The 17,344-nt window shown below is 54.2% G+C and carries 18 protein-coding genes and 2 rRNA genes; 7 read left to right on the top strand and 13 right to left on the bottom strand.

Annotated features, from left to right (window positions below):
- Positions 1 to 337 precede the first annotated feature (337 nt).
- The 4 genes from SIC18_RS01030 to SIC18_RS01015 all read left to right on the top strand — a co-directional run bounded on the left by SIC18_RS01030 (position 338) and on the right by SIC18_RS01015 (position 4,879).
- A 23S ribosomal RNA gene (locus tag SIC18_RS01030) occupies positions 338 to 3,203 on the top strand.
- Positions 3,204 to 3,317: 114 nt separating this feature from the next.
- Positions 3,318 to 3,434 (top strand): 5S ribosomal RNA (rrf, locus tag SIC18_RS01025).
- A 98-nt stretch (positions 3,435 to 3,532) separates the two neighbouring features.
- Complete coding sequence (locus tag SIC18_RS01020) at positions 3,533 to 4,465, top strand: YihY/virulence factor BrkB family protein (protein WP_250395578.1); 933 nt, start codon at positions 3,533 to 3,535, stop codon at positions 4,463 to 4,465.
- A 51-nt stretch (positions 4,466 to 4,516) separates the two neighbouring features.
- Complete coding sequence (locus SIC18_RS01015) at positions 4,517 to 4,879, top strand: hypothetical protein (RefSeq protein WP_413429946.1); 363 nt, start codon at positions 4,517 to 4,519, stop codon at positions 4,877 to 4,879.
- Here the strand turns inward: SIC18_RS01015 and SIC18_RS01010 are convergent.
- From SIC18_RS01010 to SIC18_RS00980, 7 genes are all read right to left on the bottom strand, one after another.
- Entirely contained in the window at positions 4,876 to 5,241 is a 366-nt protein-coding gene (locus SIC18_RS01010) for a DUF2834 domain-containing protein (protein WP_413429945.1), read from the bottom strand. The two genes, SIC18_RS01015 and SIC18_RS01010, sit on opposite strands and share 4 nt — an antisense overlap.
- On the bottom strand, positions 5,234 to 5,518 hold the full coding sequence (gene xseB, locus SIC18_RS01005; protein ID WP_048347302.1) for an exodeoxyribonuclease VII small subunit: 285 nt from the start codon (positions 5,516 to 5,518) through the stop codon (positions 5,234 to 5,236). Before xseB ends, SIC18_RS01010 begins: the two co-directional genes overlap by 8 nt.
- 5 nt (positions 5,519 to 5,523) lie before the next feature.
- Positions 5,524 to 6,696, bottom strand: coding sequence for an exodeoxyribonuclease VII large subunit (xseA, locus tag SIC18_RS01000; protein ID WP_413429944.1), 1,173 nt, complete (start codon positions 6,694 to 6,696; stop codon positions 5,524 to 5,526).
- A gap of 277 nt (positions 6,697 to 6,973) precedes the next feature.
- Complete coding sequence (locus SIC18_RS00995) at positions 6,974 to 7,117, bottom strand: high light inducible protein (RefSeq protein WP_071841236.1); 144 nt, start codon at positions 7,115 to 7,117, stop codon at positions 6,974 to 6,976.
- A gap of 88 nt (positions 7,118 to 7,205) precedes the next feature.
- Positions 7,206 to 9,764, bottom strand: coding sequence for an ATP-dependent helicase HrpB (gene hrpB / locus SIC18_RS00990; protein WP_413429943.1), 2,559 nt, complete (start codon positions 9,762 to 9,764; stop codon positions 7,206 to 7,208).
- Between the two features lie 217 nt (positions 9,765 to 9,981).
- Entirely contained in the window at positions 9,982 to 10,365 is a 384-nt protein-coding gene (locus tag SIC18_RS00985) for a hypothetical protein (RefSeq protein WP_048347299.1), read from the bottom strand.
- Positions 10,366 to 10,422: 57 nt separating this feature from the next.
- A complete protein-coding gene (locus SIC18_RS00980; protein ID WP_250395347.1) occupies positions 10,423 to 10,683 on the bottom strand; it encodes a DUF2973 domain-containing protein in 261 nt (86 codons plus the stop codon).
- Positions 10,684 to 10,870: 187 nt separating this feature from the next.
- Here SIC18_RS00980 and SIC18_RS00975 point away from each other — a divergent pair, with 187 nt between their 5' ends.
- On the top strand, positions 10,871 to 11,989 hold the full coding sequence (locus tag SIC18_RS00975; protein WP_048347298.1) for a trypsin-like peptidase domain-containing protein: 1,119 nt from the start codon (positions 10,871 to 10,873) through the stop codon (positions 11,987 to 11,989).
- A gap of 21 nt (positions 11,990 to 12,010) precedes the next feature.
- Here the strand turns inward: SIC18_RS00975 and SIC18_RS00970 are convergent, their stop codons facing one another.
- Both SIC18_RS00970 and SIC18_RS00965 read right to left on the bottom strand, forming a co-directional pair.
- Positions 12,011 to 12,145: a hypothetical protein gene (locus tag SIC18_RS00970; protein ID WP_256381377.1), complete on the bottom strand. Its 135-nt coding sequence runs from the start codon at positions 12,143 to 12,145 to the stop codon at positions 12,011 to 12,013.
- A gap of 168 nt (positions 12,146 to 12,313) precedes the next feature.
- Positions 12,314 to 14,062, bottom strand: coding sequence for an ATP-binding cassette domain-containing protein (locus SIC18_RS00965; RefSeq protein WP_250395346.1), 1,749 nt, complete (start codon positions 14,060 to 14,062; stop codon positions 12,314 to 12,316).
- Between the two features lie 6 nt (positions 14,063 to 14,068).
- Between SIC18_RS00965 and SIC18_RS00960 the strand changes: the two genes are divergently transcribed.
- A complete protein-coding gene (locus SIC18_RS00960) occupies positions 14,069 to 14,317 on the top strand; it encodes a hypothetical protein (RefSeq protein ID WP_371190309.1) in 249 nt (82 codons plus the stop codon).
- Here SIC18_RS00960 and SIC18_RS00955 read toward each other — a convergent pair.
- Together SIC18_RS00955 and SIC18_RS00950 are read right to left on the bottom strand one after the other, a co-directional pair.
- A complete protein-coding gene (locus SIC18_RS00955) occupies positions 14,295 to 14,522 on the bottom strand; it encodes a hypothetical protein (protein ID WP_048348330.1) in 228 nt (75 codons plus the stop codon). The genes SIC18_RS00960 and SIC18_RS00955 overlap by 23 nt on opposite strands.
- 69 nt (positions 14,523 to 14,591) lie before the next feature.
- Positions 14,592 to 14,939, bottom strand: coding sequence for a hypothetical protein (locus SIC18_RS00950; protein WP_250395345.1), 348 nt, complete (start codon positions 14,937 to 14,939; stop codon positions 14,592 to 14,594).
- 137 nt (positions 14,940 to 15,076) lie between these two features.
- Between SIC18_RS00950 and SIC18_RS00945 the strand changes: the two genes are divergently transcribed.
- Positions 15,077 to 15,388, top strand: coding sequence for a ribbon-helix-helix domain-containing protein (locus tag SIC18_RS00945; protein WP_048347295.1), 312 nt, complete (start codon positions 15,077 to 15,079; stop codon positions 15,386 to 15,388).
- A gap of 75 nt (positions 15,389 to 15,463) precedes the next feature.
- On the opposite strand, the gene SIC18_RS00940 is transcribed toward SIC18_RS00945, so the two are convergent.
- Positions 15,464 to 16,618, bottom strand: coding sequence for an anhydro-N-acetylmuramic acid kinase (locus SIC18_RS00940; RefSeq protein WP_413429942.1), 1,155 nt, complete (start codon positions 16,616 to 16,618; stop codon positions 15,464 to 15,466).
- A gap of 3 nt (positions 16,619 to 16,621) precedes the next feature.
- A complete protein-coding gene (locus SIC18_RS00935; RefSeq protein ID WP_048347293.1) occupies positions 16,622 to 17,326 on the bottom strand; it encodes a potassium channel family protein in 705 nt (234 codons plus the stop codon).
- Positions 17,327 to 17,344 lie beyond the last annotated feature (18 nt).

Here is a 17,344-nt window from a genome sequence, read left to right as displayed (position 1 = left end):
TCCTAGCTTCTTGTCATTTTAGGCATGGACATTGTTCCATGATTTGATTGATAGGATGCTGGGCTCGATGCAATGGATTGAGAGATCAATGCATTGTTTTGATGTCTGGCCGAACCTTGACAACTGCATAGTAAGTCTGGAAAGAATAAAGCATCTCATAGATGCATCATTCTTGAGTGTTGATTCACTTTAGGATGATGTTAATTCTAAGAGCAAGAGCCGAGACTCCAGCATGTTCTTTCAAATGTGTCGAGCATTTGAGAGTTTGATTTTAATTTCTACTTGTGGAAATTAGAAGAATCTGTTTCAACGACAGCAAGCGTGTTGGAGATACATTGGTCAAGCTACAAAGGGCTCACGGCGGATACCTTGGCACACAGAGGCGATGAAGGACGTGGTTACCTGCGATAAGTCTCGGGGAGCTGGAAACACGCTTTGATCCGGGAATTTCCGAATGGGGCAACCCCTAGAACGGCCAGCTGAATCTATAGGCTGGCGCGAGCCAACCCAGCGAACTGAAACATCTTAGTAGCTGGAGGAAAGGAAAGTAAAAACGACTCCCTAAGTAGCGGCGAGCGAACGGGGAAGAGCCTAAACCAATGGTTTCGACCATTGGGGTTGTGGGACAGCAATGTGGATCAGGAATGTTAGTGGAAGTGTTTGAAAGACACGCCACAGAGGGTGAAAGCCCCGTACACGAAAACTGAACTGACCTAGCTGTATCCCGAGTAGCACGGAGCACGTGGAATTCCGTGTGAATCAGCGAGGACCACCTCGTAAGGCTAAGTACTCCTGTGTGACCGATAGCGAAACAGTACCGCGAGGGAAAGGTGAAAAGAACCCCGGGAGGGGAGTGAAATAGAACATGAAACCGTGAGCCTACAAGCAATGGGAGCCCTACTTATAGGGTGACCGTGTGCCTGTTGAAGAATGAGCCGGCGACTTATAGGCACTGGCGGGTTAAACCGGAAATGGTGGAGCCATAGCGAAAGCGAGTCTGAATAGGGCGTTTGTCAGTGTTTATAGACCCGAACCCGGGTGATCTAACCATGGCCAGGATGAAGCTTGGGTGATACCAAGTGGAGGTCCGAACCGACTGATGTTGAAAAATCAGCGGATGAGCTGTGGTTAGGGGTGAAATGCCAATCGAACCCGGAGCTAGCTGGTTCTCCCCGAAATACGTTGAGGCGTAGCGTCTCGTGCTCCAGCAGGGGGGTAAAGCCACCATTTCGGTGCGGGCTGCGAGAGCGGTACCAAATCGAGATGAACTCTGAATACCCTGTGTGTAGCGAGGCAGTCAGACTGTGGGGGATAAGCTCCATGGTCGAGAGGGAAACAGCCCAGACCGCCAGCTAAGGTCCCCAAATCAACACTAAGTGATAAAGGAGGTGGGATTGCCCAGACAACCAGGAGGTTTGCCTAGAAGCAGCCATCCTCAAAGGAGTGCGTAATAGCTCACTGGTCGAGCGATCCTGCGCCGAAAATGAATGGGGCTAAGTGTTGTACCGAAGCTGCGGATTTATGGTAGGGGAGCGTTCTATGTGGGGCGAAGCGTTAGCGTGAGCGGGCGTGGACTGCATAGAAGTGAGAATGTCGGCTTGAGTAGCGAAAACATGGGTGAGAATCCCATGCACCGAAACCCTAAGGGTTCCTCCGGCAGGCTCGTCCGCGGAGGGTTAGTCTGGACCTAAGGCGAGGCCGAAAGGCGTAGTCGATGGATAACAGGTCAACATTCCTGTACCGGTTATGTTTTGGGAAGAGGGACGGAGAAGGCTAGCCAAGCCAGATGTTGGTTACTGGTTCAAGCGTTCGAGGCGTTGAGGATCGGCGAAAACGATCCGAGCTGAGGCGTGAGTACGAGCTGCTACGGCAGCGAAGTTGGTGATGTCATGCTTCCAAGAAAAGCTCTATACCCGTTAAGGCATAACTGCCAGTACCCGAAACCGACACAGGTGGGGTGGTAGAGAATACCGAGGTGCGCGAGGTAACTCTCTCTAAGGAACTCGGCAAAATGGCCCCGTAACTTCGGGAGAAGGGGTGCCACAGCAATGTGGTCGCAGTGAAGAGGCCCTGGCGACTGTTTACCAAAAACACAGGTCTCCGCTAAGTCGCAAGACGATGTATGGGGGCTGACGCCTGCCCAGTGCCGGAAGGTTAAGGAAGCCGGTCAGCGTAAGCGAAGCTGGCGACTGAAGCCCCGGTGAACGGCGGCCGTAACTATAACGGTCCTAAGGTAGCGAAATTCCTTGTCGGGTAAGTTCCGACCCGCACGAAAGGCGTAACGATCAGGGCGCTGTCTCGGAGAGAGGCTCGGCGAAATAGAATTGTCTGTGAAGATGCGGACTACATACACCCGGACAGAAAGACCCTATGAAGCTTTACTGTAGCTTGGTATTGTGCCCGGGCTCTGAATGCGCAGGATAGGTGGGAGACGTTGATCTAGTGCTCGTGGGTGCTAGGGAGTCAATGGTGAGATACCACTCTTTCAGAGCTAGGGTTCTAACGTTCACCCGTTATCCGGGGAGCGGACAGTATCAGGTGGGCAGTTTGACTGGGGCGGTCGCCTCCTAAAAGGTAACGGAGGCGCGCAAAGGTTTCCTCAGGCTGGTTGGAAATCAGCCGACGAGTGCAAAAGCAGAAGGAAGCTTGACTGTGAGACCTACAAGTCGAACAGGGACGAAAGTCGGCTTTAGTGATCCGACGGTTCTGAGTGGAAGGGCCGTCGCTCAACGGATAAAAGTTACTCTAGGGATAACAGGCTGATCTCCCCCAAGAGTTCACATCGACGGGGAGGTTTGGCACCTCGATGTCGGCTCATCGCAACCTGGGGCTGAAGTCGGTCCCAAGGGTTGGGCTGTTCGCCCATTAAAGCGGTACGCGAGCTGGGTTCAGAACGTCGTGAGACAGTTCGGTCCATATCCGGTGTATGCGTAGGAATATTGAGAGGATTTCTCCCTAGTACGAGAGGACCGGGAGGAACACACCTCTGGTGTACCAGTTATCGTGCCAACGGTAAACGCTGGGTAGCCATGTGTGGAGTGGATAACCGCTGAAAGCATCTAAGTGGGAAGCCCACCTCAAGATGAGTATTCCCATGGGGTAACCCAGTAAGGTCACGGGAAGAACACCCGTTGATAGGCTCTACGTCGAAGTTCAGTAATGGATGCAGCGGAGGAGTACTAATAGACCGAGGGCTTGACCAACACTTGGTTCTTGCCTTGAAACAACTTTATTGAATCCAGATTGCATCATCAAGACGAAAGTTGAGGTGATGACGCTATGCAGTTCTCAGGGATCAAACCTTGGGAATTTTCTATCCTGGTGTCCATAGCGCTGTGGAACCACTCCGATCCATCTCGAACTCGGTTGTGAAACGCAGCAGCGGCGACGATATTTGGGGGGTAGCCCCCTGAGAAAATAGCTCGATGCCAGGTAAAAACATTCCAAACGAAGAAAGCCATCCCTTGAAGGGGTGGCTTTTTTTGTGTCTTTTTTCGCGTTACTTTGGTTTTGATTGGTGCCAGCAGCTGCCATGGCTAAACAAATCCGGCTGCGTCGGTTCGTTCGTAGTCTTTGGTGCGCCTGTTTGCGTTGGGCGAAGTGCGATTGCGTGGATCTGAGTGCTGCATTTGCGTATTACACGCTGCAATCGATCTTCCCGATCCTTCTCATTTCTTTGTCAATTGCCTCGTGGTTTCTTGGTCGGCAAGATGCATTAGAGACCAAGATTATTGCCTATGCAAGCGGTGTTTTGCCGCCATCGGCGGTAGTGATTGTGCAAAACACGCTAATGCAGTTAGTTCGTCAGGGATTTGGAGCTGGATTGTTAGGTGCTGGTGTGTTGTTACTCACTGCTGGTAATGTTTATCTAACGTTGCAACGTGGTTCTGCAAGGCTTTGGGAGGGTGTGATTGTACCCCAGCAAAGCAATCTGCCATTTAAGCTTCAAGCCGTGCAGTTTATTCGAATCAGGCTCGAAGCTTTTTTTGTGGTGATATTGATTGGCCTCTTGGTTGTTCTTGATCAACTTAGTGCCAATGTCCGCATGATTCCTACTGCTGCTTTATCCGAGTTGTCTGTTGCGATTCCTTGGTTTGGTGGCTTCCTCTCTCATATCCCGGTCTTGCAATTTGGTCGGTTGATGGTTCCATTCCTCGGGTTTTCGGTGACGGCCCTTTCTCTTCAATTTTTGCTTCCAAGCCGCAGAGTTCCGTTTAAGCCGCTCATACCAGGATCGTTATTGATCGGCTTTCTTCTTACTGTTCTTAATCTTGCGGTGAGTCGTAGCATTCTCTCTCTGGGGGCACGTTTTCAGGCGTATGGAGTCATTGGCAGTGTTCTCGTTCTCACCCTGTGGGTTTGGATGGTGGGTGTTGTGATTTATTTTGGTCAATGTTGGAGTGTTGAGCTCGCTAAGGCTTCTTTTAGGCATGGCAGGGATCCGAACAGATCCAGCCATGCCTGAATGCCAAAAAGCAGCGATTATGGGAGCACCGTTCGTTTGGAGTGTTGATTGATGGGACGCTTCCCTCCACTCCTTTGGTTGCTTCTGTTAGGGCTGTTGTTGCTGCCTACGGCAGCAGGCCGTGTCTTGCTGGATGTAGCTGGAGGCCTGCTCATCACACTGCTTGCTTTACCATTTATTCTCGGTGGTTTGGGGTGGATCGGCTGGAAGGTGCTGCAGAGCCGTGTAAGAACGTGTGAGGCCTGTGGCTTGAGCACCATGACAACAGGCGCTCAATGTCCTGCTTGTGGATCGATGCTTCCCACTAAAAAATCTGGTGCTTCAACGGGAGCTGCATCTGCAGCTGCCGTTGATGATTCTCGTCCAGCGAGTGACGTCACAATCGATATTAAGGCCGAAGATGTCGACGCTTAACCTTTCATTTTTTGTTCTTGTTCTGAAATGAGCTCCATCAATTTACGTTCTCTTAAATAAAGAAACAGTGGACCTCCGCATGCGAAGGAAATGCTGAAACTTATGATCAAGGTGATCCACCAGCCCTTGATTTGTAGCTTTCTCCCTTCTGTGATGATCCAAATGCTGAAGGCTGATGCAGCAATCAAAAGATCCCTACTTAATGAGCGGGAAGCTGCATTGATGTTGGCATCTTGGATAAACGTCTGGAGGTCAAATCCGCCGCCTGGATTCATGTGCATGAATTCGAGATTCGCTTGCCAAGGAAGGATGGCTCCAAGGATGGCGAGCAAGAGGTAAGTCCATGGGAGGAATCTATTCATTGTTGCTCACGTCGACAGTGCACTCTTCCATGGTATTCGGATCGAGCTGGCGAACCGATTGCTCTACTTGGCTGAGAAGTAACTCACAGCGATCGAGGTAGATCGTGGCACGAGCATAATTTTTTTGTAAATCCGCTAATGGAACGGAATCATCTTGTAATTGCCCTAGCAGCACATCAACAGCCTGCAAGGCTTCCTCATAGCTCAGCTTCGATGCATCTTCTTTCCAGGTGTCTTGTTCAGATGTCTTTGCTGGTTCGGGCTTTTTGCGTGGCATGGCAGTTAAAGAGTTGCTTGGGAGTTCGATGCTTTATTCGCTTGAATGGTTTTGGCGACGGCCTGAATCACACCATCCTTGAGAAGGATTTGTAGCTGTTCATTGATGTTGATGTCATCAATGCTTTGAAGGGGCTGGCCGTTCGTTGTGTTGAGCATCGCAAACCCCCGATTGAGCCATCGTTGGGGTGAAAGAGCACGCAACAATTGCTGCCGCTGTTGCCACTGATCTCGACGACGTTGAAGGGTTACAGCAGGCCGAAGTGCATGGAGCAGCAAATGTCGATCTCTTAGTCGAGAGTTGGCTTGCTCTAATCGCCAGCGTTTGTATTCGCTTAAGCGACTGCGTCGTTGCATGATTGTTTGTTGTGCCGACTCTCTGCTCGGCATCAGTGTGACCATGGCGGCTGTGGGCGTTGCGGCTCGATGGTCTGCCACAAGGTCAGCAACGGTGAGGTCATCTTCATGCCCAAGTCCTGTCACGACCGGAACAGGGAAGGTTGCCAACGTTCGGCAAACCTCTGCATCATCAAAGACCATCAAATCTTCTCGGCTTCCTCCTCCTCGGGCGATCACGATTGCGTCTAATCCGAGCTGATGATGTTGTTTTGCAAGGCGACTTAGAACTCCGCAAATGATCGGCGAAACCTCCCCTTGGACGGGGATCGGAACGACAAGAAGCTCGCTCAAAGGCCATCGCTCTTCTGCTGTACGCAGCATGTCTGCGAGTGCTGAACTTGGAACGCTGGTGAGGACTGCTAATCGTTTGGGATAGACCGGCAACCTTCGACGCCGGCTGGGATCAATGACGCCCTCCTCTAGCAATTGTGCTTTGACCGTTTCAAACCGACGCAACACGGTGGTCAGGCTGGGCCTCATATCGAGAACCTGAACAGCAAGGCTCGCTCGTGCTGACCAGAAATTGAGCTTGCCAATCACGGTGACTCCGTCACCATCTGCAGGAACAAAATCCAATTGTTTTAATTTTGAGGCCCAGGCCACAGCAGTGATGCTTGCCTCTCCATCAGTCAAGGTGAGCCAGAGATGCCCCTTCTTCACTTGAGGCCTCGATGCTGTTGCTTGGATGACAAACCGAGGCGCAAAACCCCGATCCAGCAAAGCCCCGATCGCGTTGTTGAGTTCGCGGACGGAGTAGGTGGGAAGTGATTCAGCGCTCAAGACGTTGGTATGCCAATCCCCAATAAATGCTGACGATCCCAGAAACGATGCTCAGGATGATTCCCCACGTCTTGTGAACCTGCGTCAACCCGATGGCTAGTAAAACAAGCATGCTGCTTAGCAGCCTGGCTCCTTCACGGCGATTGCTAGCAAAGAAGGGAAGCATTGCTAACGGCGCGAATTGATCCAGTTTGGCTTAGTGAGTGGTTCCCATAAAAAATCCCCCCAGTTGAGTGGAGGGACTGAAAGCTAGGACTGGGTGCTAGCTCTGAACGAATCAGCCGAGGCCGATTTGGGTCAGGATGCCTTGACCGGTGAGAAGCTCGGTGCCCAGGCCGATGATGAACCCAAGCATGGCAAGACGGCCGTTCCAGGTCTCAGCAAAATTGACGAAGCCGAAGCGAGATGAGGTGTCAGTCATTTAAAACTCCATTACCCCGATATCTTAACAAAGCTTAGTGTTCCCTTGGTTGTTGCTTCGGATACATTTCGGGCGATCGGAACGCGCTTCAGGGGCGGGCCTTCCTTTTGGCCGTGGGCTCGGCATTCGTCGGATCCTCCGGCCATGGATGCTTGGGATAGCGACCGCGCATCTCCTTGCGCACCTGTTGGTAGCTGCCTTGCCAGAACCCAGCAAGGTCGCGGGTGCGTTGAAGTGGGCGCCCTGCGGGCGATAGCAATTCAATCGTCACGGCGAGTTGGCCATTCAAAACAGCCGGTCCCTCGAGGCTGCCAAACATTTCCTGCAGCTTGACCGACAGCACAATGTCGTCATTTTGATAGTTCAGAGCTGCGTTGCGCCCTGAAGGGATTCTGATTTGCGTTGGTAAGAGCTGATCGAGTTGCTGCCGGTTCGACCAGGCGAGATCACCCCAAAGGGCTTCCATCAGTTGCTCTTCCTTGACGTCGTCCCAACCTCTGCAATCCATCAAAGTGTCCGCAATCCAGGTGTGGGGATGTTTCTCCAAGTGTTGGAGAGTGCGAAGCGGCCATGGGTCTCCCAGCCGTTGGTGGGCCAGAGCGAGACGACTGCGAAGTTGTTCTGTGCGCTGGGTCCAGGGAAGTACAGCTAGTCCATCTTTGCGGAGTTGCTGGATCAAGACATCCCGACTTCGTTCACAAGACGCCTGTGGTTGTGTCTGTCGCTCGAGTTCCAGCGCACCAAGCTGCAAGACCCGCTCTGCTTTGACCCGCTTGGTTTGCTCGTCCCAAAGCACTCGCTCTTGCCAGTGACCGCTCTGATCGGCAAGGTCCCTAACCCATTGCTTTGTGAGGGGGAGGGCCAGTCGGATCTTGGCTCTGGTATCACCGAGGTCGAGTTGTGCAATTGCAAGTGCCTCCGCTCCATCCAGTGGATCGCTGACCTGCAGAGCCGCACCGCGGCCTTGGCGAAGCAAAAATTGTCCGCGTTGTCCTGGACGGGCCATTGCAATCCATTCAGGAAAAGCTGTGGCAACCAGCTGAGCTGCGATTTGCTCGTCTGTCGCCTCGATGTCTTGGGGCTCTTGCTCCTGATCAAATTGACCGAGTTGTTGCAGCCATCGACGGCTCTGATCGAGAATTGTCCTGAGGCGATCGGCTGCGGTGCGCTCCCTTGGCATTCGCGAAGAGCTCCGCTGGTCGCGGAGCAAGAGCATGCGAGCCCAAAGGTCACTGCCGTGGTTGTGCTGGCTTAGAAGATCACGCTCATTGAGAATGGCGGCGAGGTCTGCTCCAACTTGCGGTCTCCCCAAGGCACGAGCTTGGAGAAGGATCAATCCCAGGCGTGGATGGGCGCCAAATCGAGCCAGTTTCTGCCCCATATCGGTAGGGCGTCCCTCTGAATTAAGGGCTCCTAGCTCAAGCAATTGCCTGCGGCCTTCCTGAAGTGCGGCCCTCGGAGGGGGCTCGATCCAAGGCAATGTTTCGCCTAAGCCAGCCCCCCAGAGAGCGAGATCCAGCACGGTGGGTTGAGGGTCAGCTCGCTGCAACTCTGGAATGTCATGGGCAGGCCGTCGTTGCTGTTCAGCGGGAGACCAAAGCCGGATGCAACGACCGGCCTGTTGCCGTCCAGCACGGCCTCGTCGCTGATCAGCGCTGGCCTGACTTGCCGGCACGGTGATCAGTCCCTCCATTCCTGTCCCAGGATCAAATTGGGTGTGCCGCGTGAGTCCGCAATCGATCACGAGGCGAACACCATCCAGGGTGAGGGAGCTTTCGGCGATGGACGTTGCCAAAATCACGCGTCCGTCCCGCTCGTGGTTGCAAGGCTTCAGGGCTCGTCCCTGTTCGGCGAGGGATTGCCTTCCATGGAGGGCGATGACCTCCCAATGGTTCAGCAGGTCTGACTTGCTTAAACGTTGCCGGCAACGCTCAATCTCACGGACTCCAGGCAGGAAAACCAAGACGGTGGATGGATGATGTCCACCGTCTTGTGTGCCAAGCAGGTGGGTCATCTCCTGCTCAATCGCCCGTAGAACGCGTCCCTCGAGAGGTTCATTCGGTCGGGGTGAGAGGTGTTGCGTCTCAACTGGGAAGGCCTTCCCTTCGCTCGTGAGAACCTGCGCATGAGGTAATTGGCTGCGCAGGTTGGTTAGATCAAGCGTCGCCGACATCAGCAGCAGGCAGAGATCAGGCCTGAGGAGCTCCTGCGCTTCCCGAACCAAGGCAAGCGCTAATTCACTATTTCGACTGCGCTCATGGAATTCATCAAAGATCACGCAGTTGATCCCTGTGAGCTCCGGATCGTTTTGGAGTCGACGGAGGAAAAGCCCATCCGTCATCGCTTCGATCCGCGTACGAGAGGAGCGTTTTTGCTCGTTTCGCACGGAATAGCCCACGCGTTCCCCAAGCGGTTCGTTCAGGCTGATCGCGAGCCTGGTTGCTGCAGCCCTTGCGGCAAGTCGCCTGGGCTCAAGCATGAGGGAACGGCCCGGCAGGGGATCCGTCCCTGCAACCTCTCCAAGCAGTGCCAAGGGCACCCTGGTTGTTTTGCCGGCACCCGGCGGAGATTGCAGTAAGACCGTGGCACCTGGAACAAGACTGGCTCGCAGCCTTGGCAGTAAGGGATCGATCGGGAACTCGCCCAATGATGCTCGCCCTTATGGGAAAAGGTTAATCATCCCAACGAGCAAAATACTGCTGAGAGCTCCGAGGGCAGCCAAGAGGCGCACCAGTGGACCAAAGCGAACTGACATGGAGGCCATGAAGAAAACCTTAAGGCCGAGTTGAATTCATGTTTAGCTGAGCTCAGGGAGGATTCTCACGTCCTGTTTGCAGTGCTTCACAACTTCCCTAAATCAGGCGTCAGCGAATGTGACGTGCGCCGTCAACAGGGTGGTATTCCTCTCCCGTGAGCTCTTCATAAACAATGGCGGGGAGCCCTGTTTCAAACATGGTTTGCAATGCCTCCTTGAGATAGGGGTTCCAGCCGCCCGTGCTGACATCGCGATGACGCACAGTCCAGTCCCATGTGCCCTGTAGATCTCGTGGAATGCGGCCTTCCCGATCTCGGCGCGCCACTAGATCCAACGATTCGACCAGTCCCACCTGAATGGGGTCTTTCCCGTAGGCAGGAGTCAGGCTGAGTTCAAGGCGAACAGGATCTTCTTTCAACAGCCTTAAGCGGAAGCGGGGCGGCAGTTTCACGGATTTGATTACCGCAGCCACAATCCGTGTTCGTTGATCCACCTAGGAGTCCCCTTTACGAGTCAATAGGACAACTCAAGCAGTTGCCATCAACCCAACTTATTCACCGGGGTTCGAAGTTGGATTTGGAGGTTCACTATCGCCGCCAAATCGCACGGTCAAAAGATCCTCCTCCGTGAGGCGTCCGTCTCCATCAAGGAGCTCAGGATGAATCGTCAGCCGACCTGTCCGGTCGACGACTTTCTCAGCCACAAAAGGTTTGCCGGCAGCATTGAATCCACGTCCCATCACGCGAAAGGCTTGCCACAACAGGATGATGAAGATCAGTCCATAGACAAAAGGAAACAGGCTGCTGAACATGGCAATCACCGCAGAACTCGGAGATGGGCCGAACCATCCAATCCATCATCGCTCCTTTTGGGCAAACGGACGTTGATTTGGCGGACCCCGGTCGTATCCAGTCATGAAATCGCCGGACATGGGTCTGTTTTTGTAGGAATTCAATGCCTAAGGTCATGGGACTCATCACATTGATGAAATCGCGGCCATGGCGGTGTCTAATCCTTTGCTCCCATTGGTTTGCGCTGGTGCATTGACGTTCCCCGGGATGCTGATGCAACCGCCTCGAGTCTTCGCCGCAGGGGCTGCACAGGCCGTTGCGCCGACCTCGTTCGTTGCGCAAGCTGTTGCGCGCAGCGGACCCGCTGTTGTCACTCTTGAAACGCAGCGAACTGTCAGGGCGTCGGTTGGAAATGGACTGCCTCGGAGCTTGATGGCGGATCCATTCCTCCGCCGCTTTTTTGGGATGCAATCTCAATCGGCTCCGCGTTCAAGGGTTGAGCGGGGGCAGGGCAGTGGCGTGATTTTTGATGAACAAGGCTTGGTTCTAACCAACGCTCATGTCGTGGAGAATGCGGATCGAGTAACAGTGGGACTGCCTGATGGCAGACGTGTCGCTGGACGGGTGATTGGGCAGGACTCTCTAACCGACTTGGCCGTTGTGCAGTTGGAAACAAAAGGGCCATGGCCTACGGCTCCCTTGGGCAATTCAGATCGTCTTCAGGTGGGGGATTGGGCTATCGCTGTGGGCAATCCCTTTGGCCTTGAGAACACAGTGACGATGGGAATTGTCAGTAACCTCAATCGCAACATGTCACAACTGGGCATTTCAGGAAAGCGTCTTGATCTCATCCAGACAGACGCTGCGATTAACCCTGGTAATTCGGGTGGCCCGTTGTTGAACGCCCGTGGTGATGTGATTGGAATCAATACCCTCGTGCGGTCAGGACCAGGGGCAGGCCTCGGTTTTGCAATTCCCATCAATCGGGCACGGTCGATCGCCAGTCAGCTCGTCAAGCAGGGAAGGGCGAGTCACCCCATTGTGGGTGTGGGGCTTTCAACGGTTCCTGCCCCCAGGCCAGGGGCAACTGCTCCTCCTGGAGCTGTGATTCGATCAGTCGTCCCAGGTGGCCCCGCCGATCGTGGAAACTTGCGAGTTGATGACGTGATCGTGTCAATCAATGGTCAATCGATCAGTAATCCCTCTGAAGTTGTTTCGGAGATCGATCGACATGGAGTGGATCGACCCTTGAATCTTGAAGTAATGCGGTCTGGTAAACGTATGACGCTTGCAATTACGCCCATTGAGATGACATCTTTGCGTTGATAGTTATCTCGTATTTAACATTTAGCCGTCGGTGTCTTTGAGTTGCTCTACGCAACGGGTGATGCATTCGCCATCATCGAGTGAGCAAGTTGTGATGCACTCGAAATAGGTCTCGACGGCGTCCCAAGCCTGTGCATGCTCAGCGCTTTCAGTCATGGACGAAGGTGTCCCAGCGGCAGTGACATGACGTGCTTGCGTGTTGTTCATAGCCGACTGGGGATCAGTGATGTCAGCTTATCCACACCGTCTGAACTGGTAAAGAGAAATGAGTTTTCCTGCCTAAGCAAGTGTGAAGTTTCATCTTGCGACTGCTGAGAACCCTGGCTAAGCAGCGTTTTTTTTGCGGGAAGCACGCTCTTTTTGCTTTGCCTGATTCGCTTTGCGCTTGGCTTCTTTCTCGGCAATCAGTCGCTTGGTCTCGGCTTCAGCCCTTTCCTCAGCCTTTTTATCTTGGTAGTAAGCGTAATTTCCCAGATATGTCACGAGCTCACCATCGCGAATTTCCACGATTTTGTTGGCTACACGTGAGATGAAGTAACGGTCATGCGATACCAGTAAAGCGGCTCCTTCGTAGTCGCATAGTGCGTCTTCAAGCATCTGTTTCGCAGGAATATCGAGATGGTTTGTCGGCTCATCGAGAACCAGTAAATTGCAGGGACTGAGCAACATCAGGGCAAGGGCAAGGCGTGCTTTCTCTCCGCCACTAAGTTTGGCAACCTCCTTGAAAACACTGTCGTTACTGAAACAGAAACTCCCCAGTAATGAGCGCACTTGAGTTTGTGTCCAATCAGGAACGGCTTCGAACATGGTCTCAATCACCGTTTTGGTGAGATCAAGGGCTTCTGCCTGGTTTTGTTCGAAATAGCTGGCAACGATGTTGTGCTCCCCGAGTCTTGCTGAACCTTCATCAGGAGTTTCGACTCCCATGATCAATCGGAGCAGGGTGGACTTTCCGGCTCCGTTGGGACCCACAAAGGCGATCCGATCACCTCTCTCGATTTCGAGATCAGCTTCCATGAAAAGGATGTTTTCCCCGTAGCAATGGGTCAAGTTGTCGATGACAGCCACCTGTGCACCAGATCGTGGTGCGGGGGGAAAGCGGAAGCTGGGTCCGCTCACCGACTCAACCGGGGCATCCACTCTCTCCACCTTGTCCAGCTGCTTTTCTCGGCTTTTGGCCTGGGTGCTGCGCGTTGCACTGGCACGGAATCGATCGATGTAGGCCTGTTGGGTTGCGATCTCTTTCTGCTGCCGTTCAAAGGCTGCTTGTGAGGCTTCTTGCTCGAGTGCTTTTTGTTCGAGGTGCGAGGTGTAATTGCCCAGGTAGGCCCTCGAGACGCCTCGCTCAGTGCTCACAATTTGATTGCAGACACGATCCAGAAACGTACGGTCATGACTGATCACGACCAATGCCGCCTTTTGTTCGATGAGATATCCCTCGAGCCACTGAATCGTTTCGACGTCGAGATGGTTGGTTGGCTCGTCTAAGAGAAGAAGATCAGGGTCTTGAAGGAGGATTTTTCCCAGTGCCAGTCGCATTTGCCAGCCGCCGGAGTAGTCCGAGACCAGGCGGTCTGCCTCCTCGAGTTTGAATCCGATGGTGGGGAGCAATTTGTCGATTCGTGCATCGAGCTCGTAGCCATGCAGTCCTTCAAACCGGGTCTGCAGTCGCCCTAGTTCGTGAATGAGCTCGTCGAGATGATCGGGATCGAGCGCCGCGCGTTCGGCCGCCATCTCCAATTCAACTTTTTTTTGTTTGCCCAGCACGATGGCGGCCTCGCCAAAGGCTTGAAACAGCTCTTCTCTCACCGTGCGGCTGGGGTCGACATCGAATTCTTGCTGCAGGTAAGCGATTTTTGGCTCGCCTTGTTTCACGATTTGGCCACTGCTGGCTTCTTCCATGCCAGCAATCAGCCTTAGCTGGGTTGATTTCCCTGCTCCATTCACGCCAACAAGGCCGATGCGGTCTCCGGGTTTGACCTCCCAGGTCACATCCCGCAGAACTTCTCCGGTGGGATAAATCTTGCCGACTCGCTCAAGTCGCAGCACGGAGTGGAGGCAGGGAAAACCCATCATCCCGTGTCGGGGTTTCCAGGCAGACTGCTGGAGCTGGGAGCAGGCTTAATGCGTCGACTGGAGCAAGTCACGGCCCTTGTGGTGGCAGCCGGTCTTGCCGTGATTAGTTATTGGTTGTTTTTTAGTTGGGCAGGCGGCGGCGGAGTGCGAGAACGTTCTGCACCCAAGCCAGCCTTCGCGCCCTCTGGCCAATCATTGGAGTCCAAGGACTCCAATGAAGCAGAAGGCATTAAAGCCCCCCCCTCGCCTTGATCAGCCATTGCTTGGTGATCTCATCGTCGAGATTGTTGATGTGTTCCTTCACCTCTTGGAGCGTGACAGGCAAGTTGAGTTGAGTGCCGATTTCGCAGATGGAATCGAGGGCCCCTGAAGGATTTTGAAGTGCCTGCCTGAATAACCCCTTGCTGAGGTTTTGATCATTCTCAATGCGTGCGTACAGCGCAGCTGCGTTGGACATGATCGTCATGCTTCTGACGAAACCTTATTCACGCCACCACGAACTGCCATCCCTTCCCGATGCAGCTCCCTATGCAGCTTGGTCGAGCTCCGTTGCTTTGAGCCCAGAGGCTGACGCGTCTTCCATGCTGCGGGCATCCATACAAAGCACTTTGCGCAGCTGGGCGTAATTGGCTGCTTGTGATCGGCGTCCGTCTTGAACGGCGCCGTATTCAGCGCGTTGGAGCACGTGATGGAGATGGGTGAGCAGGTAGGTGCTGATGACAGCCGAAACCAGTACTTCGCTGTTTTCAGGGGTTCGGCTCGGGCGCCGAGTCTTTCGACGGTCGTTGCTTTGACGCTTGTTTTGACGAGGGGCCTGCTTGCTACTGATTGGTAGCTGGGGGGAGCTGACGTCCGGTCTTTGGGAATGGGTCATGGCACTCCTGGAATGGGTGGGCCGAGGGCCTGGCCTGCAGTTGGATCAGAGATCTGATCTGTGACAGCAGCATAGTGCTGGATACTACCCTTGCACATCTCTGTACACTTTTAAGTAGCTCTGCCTCTTTCTGAGTCGTGGCCACTCGCCAAAACTCATCCAGCGGGAAGCCAAAGTCACCTCGTATTCAGGTGGTGCTCCCCGAAGACCTTTGCCTCCGCTTGACGGCGTTGGCTGAGGAGGAATCGCGCACGGTCAGCAACATGGCCAAGGTGTTGATTCAGCAAGGGGTTCAGCGATACGAACAGGGAGGTGACAGGCAGGTGTCAGCTCCAGTCGCCGATGCACATCAGTCGTCAACAGAGCAATTGCGCAGTGCTCTTGAGTCGAAGCAAACCGGTCGGCTACGGGGCGCACCACGTCGCGTCAGACTTCACCGCCCGAGTTGATCCAGCTTGACTCCAGGGGCTTTTGTAGCTCTTTTTTGACTGGGATACGGCCCTCACTGCGCGGCTGCTGCGCAATCAAGCCGGATTGACGCGTACTCCGAGGACGACCTCGTGCTGTGCGCCTGTGATCGCTGGTGCATTTCCTGGATATCCCAGGTGATGCCACCATGCCAACAGAGCAAACACGATGGCTTCACGGCTTTGGCTGGGGAGTTGAAGCTCGTCGCTGCGACGCAGTCTTAGGCCTCGGCAGCGTTTGTTGAGTTCTCGCATCAACGTGAGGTTCTGGCTGCCACCTCCAGCAACCAACAGCTCGATAGGGAGGGGATGGTTTTGGTTGGAGAGCTGTTGCAGATCCTGTGCGACAACGGCGGCTGAGAAGGCTGTGAGCGTCGCGATTTGATTGGCGATCGGCCGTCCTTGCATCTCCTGAAGACGCCTCGTTAGATCGTCTCGGCCGAAGACTTCACGACCTGTGGATTTGGGAGGGCTGAGCTGGAAGTAAGGCTCAGCAAGCCAGCGGAGAATTAAGGCTTCATCGCAATGACCAGTCTCTGCTAGGCGGCCGCCCTGGTCGCAGCTTTCCTTCCCTTCGCTGAACTGCTCCATCGCCAGGTCGATCAAGCTATTAGCAGGGCCGCAATCCCACCCCCTGACGGGTTGGAGTCGATCAGGACCTGCATCAGGTGGAATGAGGGTGAGGTTGGCGATGCCACCCAAATTCAGCAACGCTCTCCAACCTTTGGTTCGTCCCAAAAGGGCCGCATCAGCTTTGGGAACAAGAGGTGCTCCTTGACCTCCGAGGGCCAGATCGGCCGCCCGAAAGTCGAAGATCACAGGGCGTTTCAGTAGTTGCGCTAGCAGGGGTGCTTGGAGCATCTGCCAGCTCGCTCCACGCTCAAGTGCGCCAGTTTTCGATCGGTTGGGGGGGCGATGCCAAAGGGTTTGGCCATGACATCCCACCAGCTGCGCCTCTCCCTCTGGGTCGCACTGAACAGCTGCTGCGGCCTGAATCTTGGTGATCGTTTCGGAAAGATTGAGGAGAGAGGCGGCGGTTGTGGCTTCGCCTTGGCCCACGGCCAAGATCAGTTGTCGTGTCGAGCTTGGATAGTCCAGCGAGGCAGACCGCAGCAGTGACCAACGGGGATGGTCGGCGGACCCGGAGAGTTCGACAAGGACAGCATCCACGCCATCGGCGCTTGTGCCGCTCATCAATCCGAGAACGCGCATGACTCAGGTTTTCGGAAGCTCTTGTAGATCGTCGGTTAAACCCATCACCACGAGAACGTGCCCGTTTTGCAGCACATGGGACGCCGGTGGGTTGACCATGAGTTCTTTCGCCGGACCTGCCGCAAGAACATTCACGCGAAAATTCTTGCGCAGGTTGAGGTCTCGCAGCGAGCGCCCCACGAACCGGCCAGGCACCTTGATTTCTTCAATCGAATGATGCTTATCGAGTTCGAGTCGTTCCATCAGGTTGGGGCGTACCAATTCCACACCCAGCCGTTCGCCTTGCATGCGAGAGGGAAAGACCACCCGATCGGCTCCCACTCGCTTGAGCATTTTTTCGTGCAAATCGCTGGTTGCGCGTGCAATCACGCGCCGAACCTTGCTTCCTGCACTGTCTTTGGCAATGAGGGTGGCCGTGATGCTGGCTTCGATGGGTTCGCTGATGGCGACAACCACGGTTTCCATATCAAGGATCCCCGCTTCGCGAAGCGCTTCTTCATCGGTGCAATCCACGATGCGGGCTTCGATCGATGGCTCGAGTTGGCGTAGTTCCTCGATGGCCTTGGAGGAACGGTCAACAGCAAGCACTTCAGCACCGTTTTGCATCAGTTCCTTGCAGACAGCACTTCCGAAACGACCCAACCCAACAATCCCAAAACTTGAAGGGGCTGCTGGGTTGGATTGGGACCAATGCCACCACTCCCTCACTGCACTGCTCCCAGGGAT

Source organism: Synechococcus sp. Cu2B8-bc1011 (assembly GCF_047302735.1).
In the GTDB taxonomy this organism is placed as follows: domain Bacteria; phylum Cyanobacteriota; class Cyanobacteriia; order PCC-6307; family Cyanobiaceae; genus Synechococcus_C.
Note: the sequence above shows the minus strand (reverse complement) of the source record. Positions and strands in the feature narration are given on the sequence as shown.

Bases quoted from the DNA above. Each gene is read 5' to 3' on its own strand.
- SIC18_RS00955 (WP_048348330.1), bottom strand. From the start codon at position 14,522: ATGTCCAACGCAGCTGCGCTGTACGCACGCATTGAGAATGATCAAAAC.
- SIC18_RS01010 (WP_413429945.1), bottom strand. From the start codon at position 5,241: ATGAATAGATTCCTCCCATGGACTTACCTCTTGCTCGCCATCCTTGGA.
- SIC18_RS00940 (WP_413429942.1), bottom strand. From the start codon at position 16,618: ATGCGCGTTCTCGGATTGATGAGCGGCACAAGCGCCGATGGCGTGGAT.
- SIC18_RS01015 (WP_413429946.1), top strand. From the start codon at position 4,517: ATGGGACGCTTCCCTCCACTCCTTTGGTTGCTTCTGTTAGGGCTGTTG.
- SIC18_RS00970 (WP_256381377.1), bottom strand. From the start codon at position 12,145: ATGACTGAAAGCGCTGAGCATGCACAGGCTTGGGACGCCGTCGAGACC.
- xseB (WP_048347302.1), bottom strand. From the start codon at position 5,518: ATGCCACGCAAAAAGCCCGAACCAGCAAAGACATCTGAACAAGACACC.
- SIC18_RS00975 (WP_048347298.1), top strand. From the start codon at position 10,871: ATGGCGGTGTCTAATCCTTTGCTCCCATTGGTTTGCGCTGGTGCATTG.
- SIC18_RS00950 (WP_250395345.1), bottom strand. From the start codon at position 14,939: ATGACCCATTCCCAAAGACCGGACGTCAGCTCCCCCCAGCTACCAATC.
- SIC18_RS00995 (WP_071841236.1), bottom strand. From the start codon at position 7,117: ATGACTGACACCTCATCTCGCTTCGGCTTCGTCAATTTTGCTGAGACC.
- SIC18_RS01020 (WP_250395578.1), top strand. From the start codon at position 3,533: ATGGCTAAACAAATCCGGCTGCGTCGGTTCGTTCGTAGTCTTTGGTGC.
- SIC18_RS00980 (WP_250395347.1), bottom strand. From the start codon at position 10,683: ATGTTCAGCAGCCTGTTTCCTTTTGTCTATGGACTGATCTTCATCATC.
- SIC18_RS00965 (WP_250395346.1), bottom strand. From the start codon at position 14,062: ATGGGTTTTCCCTGCCTCCACTCCGTGCTGCGACTTGAGCGAGTCGGC.